Genomic DNA, 16,191 nt, shown 5'->3' on the forward strand with positions numbered 1-16,191 from the left:
TAGGCTGGACGCATGACGGACGCCTCCTCGCCCGCCGCCCGCTACGCCGCCTCCCGCGCGCGCCAGCAGGCGTCCCGCACCCAGCTCGCCGACTTCCGCGAGATCCTCGACTTCCCCCTCGACCCGTTCCAGGAACAGGCCTGCCAGTCGCTCGAGGAGGGCCGCGGCGTGCTCGTCGCCGCACCCACCGGCGCCGGCAAGACCGTCGTCGGCGAGTTCGCCGTCCACCTCGCCCTCGCCGGCGGGCGCAAGGCGTTCTACACCACCCCCATCAAGGCGCTGTCCAACCAGAAGTACGCCGACCTCGCCCGCCGCTACGGACCCGACGACGTCGGCCTCCTGACCGGCGACACCACCCTCAACGGGGACGCGCCCGTCGTCGTCATGACGACCGAGGTCCTGCGCAACATGCTGTACGCCGGCTCGCCCACCCTCGACGGGCTCGCGTTCGTCGTCATGGACGAGGTCCACTACCTCGCCGACCGGTTCCGCGGACCCGTGTGGGAAGAGGTGATCATCCACCTGCCCGACGACGTCCAGCTCGTCTCGTTGTCCGCGACCGTGTCCAACGCCGAGGAGTTCGGCGACTGGCTCGAGATGGTCCGTGGCGACACCGCCGTCGTCGTCAGCGAGCGCCGACCCGTCCCGCTGTGGCAGCACGTGCTCGTCGCGTCCGCCAACCCCACCGCGAACCCGGCCGGCCCCGTCCACGCCCGCGGCCCGCACGTCGGCGGCGCCGACCTGCTCGACCTGTACGCGGGGCACGTCGACCCGACGAACCCGGGCGTCAACCCACCGATCAACCCGGACCTGCTCGCCGCGTTCCGCGCCGCGCCGCGCACCGGCGCGTCCGGTCCGGGCGGCAGGGGCGGGCCCGGTCGTGGGGGGGACCGGGGCTACCGGGGTCGCGGCGGCCGCCGGGTCCACCCCGACCGCCTCGGGGCGCGCCGCACCCCGGCGAGGTTCGCCGTCGTCGACTCGCTCGACGCCGACGCGCTGCTGCCCGCCATCTACTTCGTGTTCTCCCGCGCCGGGTGCGAGGGCGCGGTCGCGCAGTGCCTGACGGCCGGGCTGCGGCTCACCTCACCCGCCGAGGAGGCGCAGATCCGGAGCGTGGTCGAGGAACGCAGCGCCGCCATCCCGCCCGAGGACCTCGACGTGCTCGGGTACTGGACGTGGGCCGAGGCACTCGCACGCGGCGTGGCCGCCCACCACGCCGGGATGCTGCCCGTGTTCAAGGAGACCGTGGAGCAGCTGTTCAGCCGCGGCCTGGTCAAGGTCGTGTTCGCCACCGAGACCCTCGCGCTGGGCATCAACATGCCCGCCCGGTCCGTCGTGCTGGAGAAGCTCGTCAAGTGGGACGGCACCGCGCACGTGGACGTCACACCGGGGGAGTACACCCAGCTCACCGGGCGGGCCGGGCGGCGCGGCATCGACGTCGAGGGGCACGCGGTGGTCGTCGACCACGCCGGGCTCGACCCGGTGCACCTCGCCGGCCTGGCGTCCAAGCGGCTGTACCCGCTGCGCTCGAGCTTCCGCCCCACGTACAACATGGCGGTCAACCTCGTCGCGCAGGTCGGTCGGGACCGGGCGCGCGAGGTGCTGGAGACGTCGTTCGCGCAGTTCCAGGCCGACCGCGGGGTCGTCGGGCTCGCGAAGCAGGCGCAGGCGCACGCCGAGGCCCTCGAGGGGTACGCCCAGGCCATGACGTGCGACCGGGGCGACTTCACGCAGTACGCCGGCCTGCGGCGCCGGATCGCGGCACGCGAGAAGGACCTGTCGCGCGCGGCGTCCCGCACGCGCCGCGCCGAGGTCGTCGCCGCGTTCGAGCGGCTGCGGCCCGGAGACGTCGTCGAGGTCCCGTCGGGCCGGCGGGCCGGGTACGTCGTCGTGCTCGAGCGGGGGGAGGGGGCCGGGTTCGACGGTCCGCGACCCACCGTCCTCACGCAGGACCGCCAGGTCAAGAAGCTCACCGTCGCCGACGCCCCGGGCGGCATCCGCACCGTCGCGACCGTGCGCATCCCCAAGACCTTCAACCCGCGCGTCCCCGCCCAGCGACGCGACCTCGCGTCCAGCCTGCGCAACGCGCTCGGCGCGCTCGACGAGCCCGGTCAGCGCCCCGGCAAGGCCCCCCGCGCCCGTGCGGCCGCCGCCGACGACGCCGAGCTGAGCCGGCTGCGCGCCCAGCTGCGCGAGCACCCGTGCCACGGCTGTCCCGACCGCGAGGACCACGCCCGGTGGGCGGAGCGCTGGGAGAAGCTGAAGAAGGAGCACGACCAGATCGTGCGCCGCGTGCAGGGTCGCACCGGTTCGATCGCCACGCTGTTCGACCGCACGTGCGACGTGCTGCGCACCCTCGGATACCTGCGCGACGGCTCGCCCGCCGAGGGCGGGACGGTCGGCGAGCTCGTCGACGCCGAGACCGGTGAGGGGGCAGCAGCGGCGGCGGCCGCCGGGAACCGGCTGACCGTCACGTCCGACGGTCAGTGGTTGCGGCGCCTGTACGCCGAGAACGACCTGCTCGTGGCCGAGTGCCTGCGCCGCGGCGTGTGGGACGAGCTCGACGCACCCGCACTCGCCGCCGCCGTGTCGACGTGCGTGTACTCCGCGCGCCGCGACGACGGCGCCGAGCCCTACGTGCCGGGCGGACCGGACGGGCGCCTCGCCCGTGCCCTGGACGAGACGGTGCGCGTGTGGTCGCAGGTCGACGACCTCGAGCGCGACCACGGCCTCGACGCCACGGGCGAGCTCGACCTCGGACTCGTCGCCGCCGTGCACCGCTGGGCCGCCGGTCGCAGCCTCGATGCCGTGCTGCGCGGCTCGGAGATCGCAGCGGGGGACTTCGTGCGCTGGTGCAAGCAGGTGATCGACGTCCTGGACCAGCTCGCCGGCGCCGCACCGACGCCGGCCCTGCGCCGCACCGCCATCCAGGCGATCGACAAGGTCCGGCGCGGGGTCGTCGCCTACTCGAGCGTCTGAACCGCGGCCACCCGCGGGACGAACCTCGCAGGTGGGGAGGTATCGTGAAGGACTGTGGCCTCAACCCTGTACCGCGGTGGCGTGATCCACTCCCCGACCGACCCCTTCGCCGAGGCGCTGCTCATCGACGACGGGACGATCGCCTGGATCGGCGCGAACGACACCGCCGACGGGCTCGCCGCCCGCGCCGACCGCGTCGTCGAGCTCGACGGGGCGCTCGTCGCCCCCGGCTTCGTCGACTCCCACGTCCACCTCTTCGAGACCGGGCTCGCCCTCGTCGGCGTCGACCTGTCCGCGAGCGCCGGCGTGACCTCGCTCGCGGGCGCGCTGGATGCGGTCGCCACCGCCGCCCGCGACGCGGGGGAGGACGACGTCGTGCTCGCGTTCGGCTGGGACGAGCAGACGTGGCCCGAGGGCCGGCGGCCCACGCGCACGGAGCTCGACGGTGCGGGGGGCGGGCGCGCGGTGTACGCGGCGCGGGTCGACGTGCACTCCGCGGTGGTCTCCAGCGCGCTGGCCGACCGGTACGGGCTCTCGCAGCACGCGGGGTGGGACGACTCGGGCTGGGTCACGGGCGAGGCGCACCACGTGGCGCGCGACGCGGCCCGGCAGGTGTCACCGGCGCGGCGCACCGAGCTGTACCGGCGGGCGCTCGACGCCGCGGCGCGTGCCGGCATCGTCTCGGTGCACGAGATGAGCGCCCCGCACATCGACACGCGCGCGGGCCTGCGCGAGCTCCTGACGATGACCGGCGACGCGTCGAGCGAGCTGCCCCACGTCGTGGGCTACCGGGGCGAGCTGTGCGTGACGGTGGACGACGCCCGCGCCCTGCTCGCCGACCTGCCCGGCCTGACCGGCATCGGGGGAGACCTCAACGTGGACGGCTCGATCGGGTCGCGCACCGCGGCGATGCGGGCCCCATACCAGGACGCGCCGGAGCCGGGGGAGCGCGGTGCCCTGTACCTCAGCGCGGAGCAGGTCAGCAACCACCTGTCCGCGGTCGCGGCCGCGGGCACGCAGGGCGGGTTCCACGTCATCGGGGACCGCGCCATGGACGAGCTGGTGCTGGGGCTCAAGGTCGCGGCGGAGGTGCACGGCATGTCGTCGGTGCGCGCCGCCCGGCACCGGGTCGAGCACGCCCTGTTCGTCGACGCGGCCGCGATGGCGACGCTGCTGCTGCTCGGGGTGAGCCTGAGCCTGCAGCCCGGCTTCGACGCGGCGTGGGGCGGGCCGGACGGGATGTACGCCGCGCGGGTCGGTGCGGTGCGCGCCGAGGGCCTGAGCCCCTTCGCGGACCTCGCCGGCGCCGGCATCCCGCTCGCGTTCGGCTCGGACGCCCCGGTCACCCGCCTCGACCCGTGGGCGGGCGTCCTGGCCGCGATGTCGCACGTCGACCCGGACCAGCAGGTCTCGGCACGGGCCGCGTTCCGGGCGCACACGCGCGGCGGGTGGCGCATCGCCGGCCTGGACCACACGGGGGCGGGCCAGCTGCGCGTGGGCGCGCCCGCGCACCTGGCCGTGTGGCAGGCCGAGCACCTGGTCGTGCAGGGCGCGCTCGGGCGCACCACGTCGTCGTGGAGCACCGACGCCCGGGCGGGGCAGCCGTTGCTGCCCGAGCTCGGCACGGACGTCGCGCGACCGGTGTGCGTGCAGAGCGTGCGCGCGGGCGTCGTGCTGCACGACGAGCTGGGCTGAGAGCGCTACCGCTTGACACCTCGGTCTGGGGGGGTAGGTTCGGCAGGGTGTTCCGGCCCACGCGGCCGCTGGGGGATCTGCCACCGCCGACGACCCCTGCGCGTGCTTCGCCGGGCAGCGGGTCGGTCCCGCGCGCTCAGTAGAAAACGTGCCCCGCTCGTGGCGTCGGGGTACGGGCCGAAGGGCGCGCGGGCCGACCGTCACACCTCGCTCGTGGCGTATTGTGCACCCGTGCCGACGTCCGACCCCGCCCCCGCGCGTCCGCGGTCGCCGAGCCCGACCTGGCGGGTCCTGTCGCTCGTCCTTGCCGTTGCCGGTGGGCTCGCGACCGACGCCGCGTTCCCGGAACGAGGGTGGTGGCCGCTGGCCTTCGTCGGGGTCGGCGCCCTGTTCGTCGCCCTGCGGGCCGACCGCGCGTGGTGGGGCGCCCTCGTCGGGTTCGCGTGGGGCGCGTCGTTCTTCCTCGTGCACCTGTGGTGGGCGAACGAGGCCACCGACACCGTGCCGTGGCTCGCCCTGTCGCTCATGGAGGCCGCGTTCGTCGCGGCCCTCGGGGCGGCATGGGTGTGGGCACGCCGGTGGCCGTGGCTGCGGGCCCGCCCGCTCGCCCAGGCCGTCGCGTTCGCCGTGCTGTTCGTCGGCGCCGAGCAGGCCCGCACCGAGGTCCCGTTCGGCGGCTTCCCCTGGGGACGGGTCGCGTACTCCCAGGTCGACTCGCCCCTCGCGCACGCCGCCCCGCTCGGCGGCGAGGTGCTGGTCTCGCTGCTCGTCGCCCTCGTGGGCGCGCTGCTCGCCGTCGCCGTCCTGCGACTGGCCCCGGGCCCGGCCGACGCCACGACCCCGCCGCCCGACGCCGGTCGAGTCGTCGTGCGGCCGCGTACCGGGGTGCCGGTCGCGGTCCCCGTCCTGCTCGCCGTGGTCCTCGCGACCACCCCAGCGCTCGTCCCGCTCGACGCGCGCGCCGAGGCCGGCACGCTCGAGGTCGGGGCCGTGCAGGGCAACGTGGACGAACCCGGCCTGGGCTCGTTCGCGAACCGTGCCGTGGTCCTGAACAACCACCTCGAGGGCACCGTCGCGCTGCTCGACCAGGTCGAGGCCGGTGACCTCGACGTCGTGCTGTGGCCGGAGAACGGCTCCGACCTCGACCCGCAGACCAACCCCGACGTCGCCGCGGGCATCGACGCCGCCGCGTCCGACGTGGGCGCGCCGATCCTCGTCGGGGCGCAGGAGTACCCGCCGACCGGGGGCCGGTACAACGTGTCGCTGCTGTGGGAACCCGGCGCGGGCGTGGTCGACCGGTACGCCAAGCAGCACCCCGCACCGTTCGGCGAGTACATCCCGCTGCGCTCCTTCGTGCGGCTCTTCTCCGCGGAGGTCGACCGCGTCACGACCGACATGCTGCCCGGCACCGAGACGGGCGTGATCGACCTCGCCTCGCCGCGCCTGGGACGCACCGTTCCGCTCGGCGTCGTCATCTGCTTCGAGGTCGCCTACGACACGCTCGTGCGCGACGCCGTGGACGCCGGGGCGCAGGTCCTCGTCGTGCAGACGAACAACGCGTCCTTCGGGTACACGGCAGAGTCCACGCAGCAGCTCGCCATGTCGAGGCTGCGGGCCATCACCACCGGGCGCGCCACCGTCCAGGTCTCCACCGTCGGCGTCAGCGGCGTCGTCGCCCCGGACGGGACGCTGCTGCAGTCGACCGCGCTGTTCACCCCGGACCAGCTCGTCGCGTCCCTGCCGCTGCGCACGAGCCTGACCCCGGCGGTGCGGGCCGGCTACGCCCCGGCCATGACCGTCCTCGTCCTGACGCTGGGCCTGCTCGCCACGGGCATCGGAACGGGGACCAGGGCCCGCCGCCGCGCCACCGCCACCGACCACTCGACGGAAGCACCGGACGCGCCGGAGGACCCTTCCACCAGCAGCGCGGCACCGTGACGCCTCTGCCCGCGCAGCGCGTCCTGGTGGTGGTCCCCACCTACGACGAGGCCCTGACCCTGCCGTCGACGCTCGCGCGCCTGCGCGCGGCCGTACCGCACGCGCACGTCCTCGTCGTCGACGACGCCAGCCCGGACGGCACCGGGGACCTCGCCGACGCGGCCGCGGCGTCCGACCCCGCGGTGCACGTGCTGCACCGCGCCGGCAAGGACGGTCTCGGTGCGGCGTACGTCGCGGGCTTCGGCTGGGCGCTGGACGGCGGGTACGACATCGTCGTCGAGATGGACGCGGACGGGTCGCACCAGCCCGAGCAGCTTCCCCGCCTGCTCGCGGCGCTCGACGACCCGGCACCGGCGGGAGACCGACCGACCGAGCTCGTGATCGGGTCGCGCTGGGTCCCCGGCGGGCGGGTGGAGAACTGGCCGTGGCACCGCGCGGCGCTCTCGCGGGGTGGCAACGCCTACGTGCGCGCTGCGCTCGGGCTGCACCTGCAGGACGCGACCGCAGGGTTCCGCGCCTACCGGGCCGAGACCCTGCGCGCGATCGACCTCGCCGGCGTCGAGTCCCACGGGTACTGCTTCCAGGTCGACATGGCCTGGCGCGTCGCCCGCGGCGGCGGACGCGTCGTCGAGGTGCCGATCACGTTCGTGGAGCGCACGGCCGGGCGGTCGAAGATGAGCCGCGCGATCGTCACCGAGGCGCTGTGGAAGGTCACCGCGTGGGGTGCCCGACGACGCGTCGAACAGCTGCGTCCGCGCGGCTGAGCGGTCACGGGGTCTGGTGGTGCCCGCCCGCGCCGACCCGGCGTCCGCCCCGCCCGGACACGCGAGGAGGCCCGGACCATGACGGTCCGGGCCTCCTCGCGTCGTGCAGGGCGTGCGCCTCAGGCGCCGCGGCGCAGCTTGCCCGCGCGCAGCAGACCCAGGCGCTCGTCGAGCAGCTCCTCGAGCTCGGAGACTGTGCGGCGCTCCAGCAGCATGTCCCAGTGCGTACGGGCGGGCTTGCCCGCCTTCGGCTCGGGGCGCTCCGCGTCCCGCAGCAGGGCCTCCTCGCCGCAGCGGCACTCCCACACCGGGGGCACCTCGGCGTCGGTCGAGAACGGCAGGATGATCGTGTGCCCGTTGGGGCAGTCGTAGTGCGCCTGGAAGCGAGGAGCGAAGTCGACGCCCGCGTCCGACTCCATGCTCTTCGATCCGATGCTCATCCCGCGCAGGGAACGGTCAGGCATGTGTCCTCCAGGAGGTCGTCGAGGGTGAGATGGGCCGCACCCGTGATACCGGGCGCCGAGCCGCTTCCACCGAGTGGAACGCCAGGTCGCCGGGCGTTGTTCCACCGCGTCGTGAAGGTCCGGTGAACGTCCCCCCGCAGCGTGGTGGGACCAGGCTCCCGGGTTCGCCACGGGCGCGCAACTCGTCACCCGCACGCGACGACGGGCGCACGCCGTGGAACAAACCGTGCGCTCGACCGGTTGACGAGCGCGTACCCGCCGCGGAACCGGCGGGCGGTACCAGACCAGGAGCGACCCCCATGCAGTTCGGCATCTTCTCCGTCGGCGACGTCACCCCCGACCCCCGCACCGGCGCCGTCCCGGGCGACACGGCCCGCGTGCGGGCGATGCTCACCATCGCACGGCACGCCGACGAGGCGGGTCTCGACGTCTTCGCGACGGGCGAGCACCACAACCCGCCGTTCGTCCCGTCCTCGCCCACGACGATGCTCGGCTACCTCGCCGGTGTGACGAAGAACATCGTCCTGTCCACCGCCACGACGCTCATCACGACCAACGACCCGGTGCGCCTCGCCGAGGAGTACGCGATGCTCCAGGTCATCAGCGACGGGCGCACGGACCTCATGCTGGGTCGCGGCAACACGGGCCCGGTGTACCCGTGGTTCGGCCAGGACATCCGCCAGGGCATCCCGCTCGCGGTCGAGAACTACGCCCTGCTGCGCCGGCTGTGGACCGAGGACGTCGTCGACTGGGAGGGAAAGTTCCGCACCCCGCTGCAGGGCTTCACCTCGACGCCGCGCCCGCTCGACGGCGTCCCGCCGTTCGTGTGGCACGGATCGATCCGCAGCCCGGAGATCGCCGAGCAGGCCGCCTACTACGGTGACGGTTTCTTCCACAACAACATCTTCTGGCCCCTGCACCACACCCGGCAGATGGTCCGGTTCTACCGTCAGCGCTACGAGCACCACGGCCACGGCCCCGCGGACACCGCGATCGTCGGGCTCGGCGGGCAGGTGTTCATGCGCAAGGACTCCCAGAAGGCATGGGACGAGTTCCGCCCCTACTTCGACAACGCGCCCGTGTACGGGCACGGGCCGTCCATGGAGGACTTCACGCGCGAGACCCCGCTGACCGTCGGCTCGCCCCAGCAGGTCATCGACCGGTACGCCGCGATGCGCGAGGACGTGGGCGACTACCAGCGCCAGCTGTTCCTCATGGACCACGCCGGCCTGCCGCTCAAGACCGTCCTGGAGCAGATCGACCTCCTCGCCGGCGAGGTCGTGCCCGTGCTGCGCCGCGAGGCGGAGGCCGCGCGCCCCGCGCACGTGCCCGCGGGGCCACCCAGCCACGCCGAGCGGGTCGCCGCGCACCGGGACGCAACGGCCAGCGCGTCGGACACGGCCGACACGGCCGACACCGCGGGCACGACGGCCGGGAGCCTCGCATGACCGGGTCGCAGCGGCGCGTCGTCGTCGTCTCCGCCGGCCTGTCCGAGCCCTCCTCGACGCGACTGCTGGCCGACCGCCTCGCGGCGGCGACCGTGGCCGACCTGCACGCGCGAGGCGTGGCCGCGAGCGCCGAGACGGTCGAGCTGCGGCCCCTGGCGCACGCGGTCGTCGACGCGATGCTCACCGGGTTCGCCACGGGCGAGCTCGCGGACGTCCTGGACCGCCTCTACGCGGCCGACGCGATCGTGATCAGCACACCGCTGTTCACCACCACGTACTCCGGCCTGCTCAAGTCGTTCCTCGACGTCCTGGACCGCGACGCGCTGTCGGGCGTCCCGGTGCTGCTCGGCGCCACGGGCGGCACCGCGCGCCACTCCCTGGCGCTCGAGTACTCCCTGCGGCCGCTGCTGACGTACCTGCGGGCCGACGTCGTGCCCACCTCGGTCTTCGCCGCGACCGACGACTGGGCGGCGGGGGAGGGCGACGACGGCGGCGGGCTCGCCGGCCGCATCGCGCGGGCCGGGCGCGAGCTCGCCGAGCGGGTCGCCGCCCGCGGACCGGCGGCGGTGCACGACCCGTTCGCATCCGTCGCCGACTTCGAGGACCTGCTGCCCGGAGGCTGACGCGCAGGTCGGGACTCGTCCGCCCCGCCCGAGCGGAAGGTCAGGACGGCGCCGCCCCGGACCGCCTCAGCCATCGAGGGGCACGTCGGACACCACCGGCACCGACGCGCGGAAGTCGCCGTGCCGGGCCCAGGACAGCGCCACGCGCACGAGGACGATCCCCTCGTCCGCCAACGACCCCGCGAACTGTGGGAACGCGGCGGCGTAGGCCGCCGCGCACCGCTCGCGGTCCGCCCCCCGCGGCGCGTCCGCCACGCCCTGCGCCTGCAGCGTCGTGCCGTCCGCACCGCCGACCACGACCGCCCCCGCCCGTCGCGCCGCAGGTTCGCCACCTTGCGCGACGAGGTCCGCGCGTCCAGGACCAGCTCGCCACGGTCGGTCGCCGTCAACGCGAGGTACGCGGACTGCGGCGCGCCGTCGGGCCCGATCGTCGACACCACGCCGTCACCGTGCGCACGGACGTAGGCCACCATCTCCTGCAGATCCACCAGGGCACCCTACGAGAATCTCGTGCACCGTGGGGGAGGGGCACCCTACGATCGACCTGTGACCAGCAGCAGCGGCGACGACGCGCACCTGGAGGCGCACCTGCGCACGCTCGTCCTGCTGCGCCGTGTCCGCGACCGGATCGACCGCGAGCACGCCAGCCCGCTCGACGTCGAGGAGCTCGCGCGCGGCGTGCACCTGTCCGCCGGGCACCTCAGCCGCGAGTTCCGGCGTGCGTACGGCGAGTCGCCCTACTCCTACCTCATGACGCGGCGCGTCGAACGAGCCATGACCCTGCTGCGCCGTGGCGACCTGTCGGTGACCGACGTCTGCTTCACCGTCGGCAGCTCCTCCCTGGGCACGTTCAGCACGCGCTTCACCGAGCTCGTCGGCATGTCACCCAGCGAGTACGCGCGCCGGGCCCGGACGACGGGGGCGGGCGAGCTGCCGTCCTGCGTGACCAAGGAGGTCACGCGACCGATCAGGAATCGAGAAGCGCCCGCGGTGGGGGTGCACCTAGCGTGAGAGCCATGGACATCACCCTGCACACGACGTTCCTCCCGCACACCGACCCCGACGCCTCCCTGGGCTTCTACCGCGACCTGCTCGGCTTCGAGCTCACGCAGGACGTCGGCCAGGGCACCATGCGCTGGCTCACCTTCGTCGCACCGTCCGCGCCCGACGTCCGGCTCGTCCTGACCCCGCCCGCAGCCGACCCCGGCGTCACCGACGCCGAACGACGCACCGTCCTCGAGCTCATGGCCAAGGGCGCCTACCAGTCGATCATCCTCGCCACCCACGACCTCGATGCCACGTTCGCCACGCTCCAGGCCGCCGACGCCGAGGTCGTCTCCGAACCCACCGAGCAGCCGTGGGGCGTGCGCGACTGCGCCTTCCGCGACCCCGCGGGCAACATGGTCCGCATCGACCAGGTCCCCTGATCCCGGGAGTACCACCACGTGCCCACAGCCCGACGCACCGCCGTCGTGACGCTCGTCGCCGCCGCGACCCTCGCGGCGGCGACGACCGTCGTCGTGGTCACCGCGCCCCCACCCGTCACTCCCGTGGCCATGCCGCCCGACGACGCACCGCCCGAGCAGGTCGTCGACGCCTACACCCGGGCGCTGGCGGGCCACGACTGCGCCACGGCCGGGGCCCTGCGGACCCCCGGCGACGAGCCGACGTGGTGCGCCGACCTCGCCGCCCTCACGGACGTGCACGTCGGCGAGCCGACGGTCGAGGACCCGCGGTACTCAGGCCACTCGCCCGACCAGGAGGTCACGTACGTCCCCGTGACGTTCGACCTGGACACGCGCCCGTTCCACGGCGACGGATCCATGCCCGAGGGCGCCACGACGTGGGGATACCTGCTGGTGCGCGACGCGGACGGTGACCCGTGGCGGATCGTCGACGAGGGCGTCGGCTGACCGGCCGACCCGTCCGAGACTCGCATCCGCATCCCGCACCCGACTGCACGACGACACCCTCTGGGAGAGACACGATGAGCGACCCGGCGACCGCCGACACCCACGACGTCCTGCGCATCCGAGGTGCACGCCAGAACAACCTGCGCGACGTCGACCTGGAGATCCCCAAACGGCGCCTGACCGTGTTCACCGGAGTGTCCGGTTCCGGGAAGAGCTCGCTCGTGTTCGACACGATCGCCGCCGAGTCCCAGCGCCTGATCAACGAGACGTACCCGGCGTTCCTGCAGGGCTTCATGCCGAGCCTGGACCGGCCCGACGTCGACCTGCTCGAGGGCCTGACGCCCGCGATCGTCGTCGGGCAGGACCGTCTCGGCGCGAACCCGCGCTCCACCGTGGGCACCGTGACGGACGCCAACGCGATCCTGCGCGTGCTGTTCAGCCGGTTCGGCGACCCGCAGGTCGGGCCGCCGCCCGCGTTCTCGTTCAACGTCCCCGCGCGCAAGGCCAGCGGCGTCATGACGTCGGCGACGGGGGAGAAGACGATCGTGCGCGAGGCGATCTACCACGGCGGCATGTGCCCGCGGTGCGAGGGCCGGGGGAGCGTGTCCGACCTCGACCTGTCGGCGATCGTCGACGAGGACAGGTCGCTGCTCGACGGCGCGATCCTCGTCCCCGGGTACACCGCGGACGGGTGGATGGTCGCCACCTTCGCCGAGTCCGGCTACTACCCGCCGGACAAGCCGGTGCGCGAGTTCACCGCGAAGCAGCGCGAGGACCTGCTGTACAAGGAGCCGACGAAGATCAAGGCCAAGGGCATCAACGTCACCTACGAGGGCCTGATCCCCAAGATCCAGAAGTCGATGTTCACCAAGGACGTCGACTCCTTGCAGCCGCACATCCGTGCGTTCGTCGAACGGGCCGCGGTGTTCGCGTCGTGCCCCGACTGCGGCGGCACGCGGCTCTCGGAGGCGGCGCGCTCGGCGAAGATCCGCGGCGTGAACATCGCCGACCTGTGCGCCATGCAGATCACCGACCTCGCCGAGTGGATCCGCGAGCTCGACGACCCGCAGATGGCGCCCGTCGTCACCGCGCTCGGGGACAACCTGGCGTCCTTCGTCGACCTCGGCCTCGGGTACCTCAGCCTCGACCGTCCGTCCGGGACGCTGTCCGGCGGGGAGTCGCAGCGCATCCGGATGCTGCGCCACCTCGGCTCCGCGCTGACGGACGTCACCTACGTGTTCGACGAACCCACGATCGGCCTGCACCCGCACGACATCGACCGTATGAACGACCTGCTCGTGCGGCTGCGCGACAAGGGCAACACCGTGCTCGTCGTCGAGCACAAGCCCGAGACGATCCTCACCGCGGACCACGTCGTCGACCTCGGCCCCGGCGCCGGCACCGCCGGGGGAGAGGTGACCTTCGAGGGCACCGTCGACCGCCTGCGCGGCTCCGGCACGGTCACCGGACGCCACCTCGACGACCGCGCCCGTCTCAAGGACGCCGTGCGCGAGCCCACGGGCACCCTCGAGGTCCGCGGCGCGTCGTCGAACAACCTGCAGGACGTCGACGTGGACGTGCCCCTCGGCGTGCTCGTCGTCGTCACGGGCGTCGCCGGGTCCGGCAAGAGCTCGCTCGTGGAAGGGTCGATCAGCGCCCGCGAGGGTGTCGTCACGATCGACCAGAGCGGCGTCAAGGGGTCGCGACGCTCCAGCCCCGCCACGTACACCGGGGCGCTCGAACCGATCCGCAAGGCGTTCGCCAAGGCCAACGGCGTCAAGCCGGCCCTGTTCAGCGCGAACTCCGAGGGCGCGTGCCCGGCGTGCAAGGGCGCGGGCGTGATCGAGACCCAGCTCGGGTTCATGGAGACCGTGTCCACCCCGTGCGAGGAGTGCGGCGGCACCGGGTACAAGGTGGAGGTGCTCGAGCACACGCTCGGTGGCCTGTCCATCGCCGAGGTCCTCGCCCTGCCCGTCGCCAAGGCCTACGCGTTCTTCGCCGAGGGCGAGGCCCGCACCCCCGCCGCCGCGACGATCCTGGCCCGGCTGGACGACGTCGGCCTCGGCTACCTCGGCCTCGGCCAGCCCCTGACCACGCTGTCCGGAGGGGAGCGCCAGCGCCTCAAGCTCGCCACCCACCTCGGCGAGGCCGGCAACGTCCTGGTCCTCGACGAACCCACGACCGGCCTGCACCTGGCCGACGTCGAGAACCTCCTGAGCCTCCTCGACCGCCTCGTCGACGCCGGGACGTCCGTCATCGTCATCGAGCACCACCAGGCCGTCATGGCGCACGCCGACTGGATCATCGACCTCGGTCCCGGCGCCGGGCACGACGGCGGGCGCGTCGTCTTCGAAGGGACTCCCGGCGACCTCGTCGACCGCCCGACGACCTTCACCGGCAAGCACCTCGCGGCCTACGTCAGCGCCACATCCACCGCGTGAGCTGCGGCGTCCGGACGGCCGACCGGCACCTGGTCAGTCCCGGTCAGGCAGAGAGCTTCTCCACGTTGGACGCCCACCGGTGGCGATCGCTCATCGACGCCCAGCCCTGGCCCAGCAGGGACTGATAGACCCGCCGGGCGGCGTCGACACGCCCCAGACCGGCGAGCCAGACCGCCTTGGACTCCGTGGCGAACCCGCGCATCCACCGGGACTCGACGGAGATCCCCCGGTCGTAGACCCCTTCGATCTCGGAGTTCGGGGCACCCACGGCGCTCAGCACGGTGGCAAGGTTGACCGCCACCATCGCCTTGTCGACGTCAGCCAGCGTCGGGTCGTCGAGCAGTCGCCGGTAGGTGTCCACGGCCTCGGAGGACCGTCCGGCCTCGTGCGCGTCCGACGCCGCGCGCATGGCCTGTGCGAACTCGTCGTAGTCCATGCCGTCACCGTAAGCCGCGAGCGCGCATCGTGCCGCCGGACGACTCCGTGAGCGCGACCGCACAGCGCCGTCGCAGGGACGCCAGGGGAGTGGGTGGGGGGTGCGGTCCGTGCGTGGGGACGTGCTCGGCGGGTCCGGTACCGCGCGTAGATCAACCCGCTGTCGAACGTGCGCTCCTCGACCAGATCGAGGTCGAGGCGCACGCCGTCGGGAAAGAACCGCGTGCCACGTTGCGGCCGGGCCTCCGTCCTGTGCGTTTCTCGATGTCCGACGACGGCACGCCGGCGATCGACGACCTCCTCCTGGAGCTCACGGGCAAGGATCGACCGCGCGTGTGCTTCGTCCCGACCGCCAGCGGCGACGGCGACGGATACTGCCAGCGCTTCGTGGCGGCGTTCTCCGGCCGCGCAGAGCCCTCGGTGCTGTCGCTGTTCTGTCATGAACCGTGGCGCTACGTCGAGCCGACGATGCTGCTCGAGCAGGACGTCATCGACGTCGGCGGCGGGTCGACCGCCAACCTCCTCGCCGTCTGGCGCCTCCACGGGCTGCCGGAGATCCTGGCGGAGGCCGCGGCGAACGGGGTGATCCTCGCCGGGATCAGCGCGGGGATGAACTACTGGTTCGACGGATCGTCCACGGATCCGTTCGGCCCGCTCGCTCCGCTGGACGATGGTCTCGGATTCGTCCGTGCGAGTGCATGTCCGCACTACCTCGGCGAGCCAGGCAGGCGCGAGAAGTACCAGGGCTGGGTCGCCGACGGGTCGCTGGGGGCTGGGTATGTGTTGCGAGTGATCGTCGCTCGTCCGGGGGAGTGAGGCAGTCCTCAGCGGCATCCTTCCTCGCTAGGGTCGCCCTGTGACAGAACGCGAGATCGTGACACGGCACGGGCCCGCCCTTCACGACGGAGCATCCCCCCGGGCGGTGCGGGTGCTACGCCTTGCCATCGTCGTCGGGGTCGCTCTGACGGCAACATCGGGTTGCTCGATCGTTGAGGCTGTCGATCCGACGGCGTACTGCCAGCCCGAGGACCCGGTCGTGACGCCGCAGAGTGTGGCACCTGGCGATGTTCTGCAGGTCGAGACCGCTGGGCGCGAAGGCGATGTGGACTGCGAGCCGAGCATCCCGGCCGGCGCTCGGTACGAGGTCGCGATCACCTCCGAGGTGCCCGACAACGACCCAGACATGAGCCGCTACTCGACGAGTCTCGGATCCCTGGACCCTGACAGTGACGGGTCTGCTCAGGGCACCGTCCGTGTCCCGAACGACATCCCGATCGGCACGGCCGAGGTGTCCCTCAGACTTCAGGGCGCCACGACGATCTGCGACGTCGACCCGAATATCGGTTGCGCAAAGAACCCCTTCACCCCGATAGAGATCATCGAGTAGTCCGCATGGGGGCGGGGCGCTTCGTTGCGCGCTCAGCGTCCGTCACGGTCCGTCGCGGAACGTCCCGAACCGGCAAGGTGCGCACTGCAGTTCTGCGGCGCCGA

At 73.3% G+C, this 16,191-nt stretch carries 15 protein-coding genes; 12 read left to right on the top strand and 3 right to left on the bottom strand.

Annotated features, from left to right (window positions below):
- The first annotated feature begins 12 nt into the window (after positions 1–12).
- From IF651_RS01905 to IF651_RS01920, 4 genes are all read left to right on the top strand, one after another.
- The gene (locus IF651_RS01905; protein WP_191827372.1) at positions 13–2,979 is read left to right on the top strand and encodes a DEAD/DEAH box helicase; all 2,967 of its coding nucleotides are present in this window, start codon (positions 13–15) and stop codon (positions 2,977–2,979) included.
- Between the two features lie 54 nt (positions 2,980–3,033).
- Entirely contained in the window at positions 3,034–4,674 is a 1,641-nt protein-coding gene (locus tag IF651_RS01910) for an amidohydrolase family protein (protein ID WP_191827373.1), read from the top strand.
- A gap of 231 nt (positions 4,675–4,905) precedes the next feature.
- The gene (gene lnt, locus IF651_RS01915) at positions 4,906–6,612 is read left to right on the top strand and encodes an apolipoprotein N-acyltransferase (protein ID WP_191827374.1); all 1,707 of its coding nucleotides are present in this window, start codon (positions 4,906–4,908) and stop codon (positions 6,610–6,612) included.
- Positions 6,609–7,376, top strand: coding sequence for a polyprenol monophosphomannose synthase (locus IF651_RS01920; protein ID WP_338403702.1), 768 nt, complete (start codon positions 6,609–6,611; stop codon positions 7,374–7,376). Before lnt ends, IF651_RS01920 begins: the two co-directional genes overlap by 4 nt.
- A gap of 119 nt (positions 7,377–7,495) precedes the next feature.
- On the opposite strand, the gene IF651_RS01925 is transcribed toward IF651_RS01920, so the two are convergent.
- Positions 7,496–7,840 (bottom strand): RNA polymerase-binding protein RbpA, encoded by a 345-nt coding sequence (locus tag IF651_RS01925; protein WP_191827375.1) that lies wholly within the window; start codon positions 7,838–7,840, stop codon positions 7,496–7,498.
- Between the two features lie 299 nt (positions 7,841–8,139).
- Here IF651_RS01925 and IF651_RS01930 point away from each other — a divergent pair, with 299 nt between their 5' ends.
- Both IF651_RS01930 and IF651_RS01935 read left to right on the top strand, forming a co-directional pair.
- Entirely contained in the window at positions 8,140–9,288 is a 1,149-nt protein-coding gene (locus IF651_RS01930) for an LLM class flavin-dependent oxidoreductase (RefSeq protein ID WP_191827376.1), read from the top strand.
- Positions 9,285–9,911 (top strand): CE1759 family FMN reductase, encoded by a 627-nt coding sequence (locus tag IF651_RS01935; protein ID WP_191827377.1) that lies wholly within the window; start codon positions 9,285–9,287, stop codon positions 9,909–9,911. Before IF651_RS01930 ends, IF651_RS01935 begins: the two co-directional genes overlap by 4 nt.
- A 66-nt stretch (positions 9,912–9,977) precedes the next feature.
- On the opposite strand, the gene IF651_RS01940 is transcribed toward IF651_RS01935, so the two are convergent.
- Complete coding sequence (locus IF651_RS01940) at positions 9,978–10,208, bottom strand: hypothetical protein (protein WP_191827378.1); 231 nt, start codon at positions 10,206–10,208, stop codon at positions 9,978–9,980.
- A gap of 249 nt (positions 10,209–10,457) precedes the next feature.
- Here IF651_RS01940 and IF651_RS01945 point away from each other — a divergent pair, with 249 nt between their 5' ends.
- The 4 genes from IF651_RS01945 to IF651_RS01960 all read left to right on the top strand — a co-directional run bounded on the left by IF651_RS01945 (position 10,458) and on the right by IF651_RS01960 (position 14,265).
- Positions 10,458–10,922 (top strand): helix-turn-helix domain-containing protein, encoded by a 465-nt coding sequence (locus IF651_RS01945; RefSeq protein WP_191827379.1) that lies wholly within the window; start codon positions 10,458–10,460, stop codon positions 10,920–10,922.
- Between the two features lie 5 nt (positions 10,923–10,927).
- Complete coding sequence (locus tag IF651_RS01950; protein ID WP_191827380.1) at positions 10,928–11,338, top strand: VOC family protein; 411 nt, start codon at positions 10,928–10,930, stop codon at positions 11,336–11,338.
- An 18-nt stretch (positions 11,339–11,356) separates the two neighbouring features.
- A complete protein-coding gene (locus tag IF651_RS01955) occupies positions 11,357–11,824 on the top strand; it encodes a hypothetical protein (protein WP_191827381.1) in 468 nt (155 codons plus the stop codon).
- Positions 11,825–11,898: 74 nt separating this feature from the next.
- Positions 11,899–14,265 (top strand): ATP-binding cassette domain-containing protein, encoded by a 2,367-nt coding sequence (locus tag IF651_RS01960; RefSeq protein WP_191827382.1) that lies wholly within the window; start codon positions 11,899–11,901, stop codon positions 14,263–14,265.
- Positions 14,266–14,308: 43 nt separating this feature from the next.
- Here the strand turns inward: IF651_RS01960 and IF651_RS01965 are convergent, their stop codons facing one another.
- Positions 14,309–14,701 carry a hypothetical protein gene (locus IF651_RS01965; RefSeq protein ID WP_191827383.1) on the bottom strand — a complete coding sequence of 131 codons (393 nt, stop codon included), beginning with the start codon at positions 14,699–14,701 and terminating at the stop codon, positions 14,309–14,311.
- A 263-nt stretch (positions 14,702–14,964) separates the two neighbouring features.
- Between IF651_RS01965 and IF651_RS01975 the strand changes: the two genes are divergently transcribed.
- Positions 14,965–15,516 (top strand): Type 1 glutamine amidotransferase-like domain-containing protein, encoded by a 552-nt coding sequence (locus IF651_RS01975; protein ID WP_191827384.1) that lies wholly within the window; start codon positions 14,965–14,967, stop codon positions 15,514–15,516.
- A gap of 40 nt (positions 15,517–15,556) precedes the next feature.
- Positions 15,557–16,087, top strand: a complete 531-nt coding sequence (locus tag IF651_RS01980; RefSeq protein WP_191827385.1) for a hypothetical protein — start codon at positions 15,557–15,559, stop codon at positions 16,085–16,087.
- The last annotated feature ends 104 nt before the right edge of the window (positions 16,088–16,191 follow it).

It is taken from the genome of Cellulosimicrobium arenosum, assembly GCF_014837295.1.
GTDB lineage: Bacteria > Actinomycetota > Actinomycetes > Actinomycetales > Cellulomonadaceae > Cellulosimicrobium > Cellulosimicrobium arenosum.

What these genes read in the sequence shown, in the direction of transcription:
- IF651_RS01905 (WP_191827372.1), top strand. Translation starts at nt 13, where the DNA reads ATGACGGACGCCTCCTCGCCCGCCGCCCGCTACGCCGCCTCCCGCGCG.
- IF651_RS01925 (WP_191827375.1), bottom strand. Translation starts at nt 7,840, where the DNA reads ATGCCTGACCGTTCCCTGCGCGGGATGAGCATCGGATCGAAGAGCATG.
- IF651_RS01930 (WP_191827376.1), top strand. Translation starts at nt 8,140, where the DNA reads ATGCAGTTCGGCATCTTCTCCGTCGGCGACGTCACCCCCGACCCCCGC.
- IF651_RS01935 (WP_191827377.1), top strand. Translation starts at nt 9,285, where the DNA reads ATGACCGGGTCGCAGCGGCGCGTCGTCGTCGTCTCCGCCGGCCTGTCC.
- IF651_RS01950 (WP_191827380.1), top strand. Translation starts at nt 10,928, where the DNA reads ATGGACATCACCCTGCACACGACGTTCCTCCCGCACACCGACCCCGAC.
- IF651_RS01960 (WP_191827382.1), top strand. Translation starts at nt 11,899, where the DNA reads ATGAGCGACCCGGCGACCGCCGACACCCACGACGTCCTGCGCATCCGA.
- IF651_RS01965 (WP_191827383.1), bottom strand. Translation starts at nt 14,701, where the DNA reads ATGGACTACGACGAGTTCGCACAGGCCATGCGCGCGGCGTCGGACGCG.
- IF651_RS01975 (WP_191827384.1), top strand. Translation starts at nt 14,965, where the DNA reads ATGTCCGACGACGGCACGCCGGCGATCGACGACCTCCTCCTGGAGCTC.